Consider the following 240-nt stretch of genomic DNA (forward strand, 5'->3'; position numbering starts at 1 on the left):
CCTGAGTGACAACCGTAACCGTACCGTGGCCGAAGTGCGTCATGCCTTCACCAAGTGTGGCGGTAACCTCGGCACCGACGGCTGCGGTCAGCGCGTCTTTCACTTCGCCAAGGTTTTCCCAGGCGGTGAAGACGTCGATCACACCGTCGTCGTAGCTGACGATATCTTCAGCGCCGGCTTCCAGCGCCGCTTCCATCACCACGTCTTCGTCCAGGCCCGGTGCGTAAGTGATCACGCCCT

At 61.2% G+C, this 240-nt stretch carries 1 pseudogene; it reads right to left on the reverse strand.

What is annotated here, in order from left to right:
• Positions 1-124: 124 nt before the first annotated feature.
• Positions 125-196: pseudogene (locus KZZ07_RS28245) on the reverse strand (hypothetical protein); the annotation flags it as partial.
• Between the last annotated feature and the right edge of the window lie 44 nt (positions 197-240).

The organism is Mameliella sp. CS4, from assembly GCF_019392335.1.
Classification (GTDB): domain Bacteria; phylum Pseudomonadota; class Alphaproteobacteria; order Rhodobacterales; family Rhodobacteraceae; genus Antarctobacter.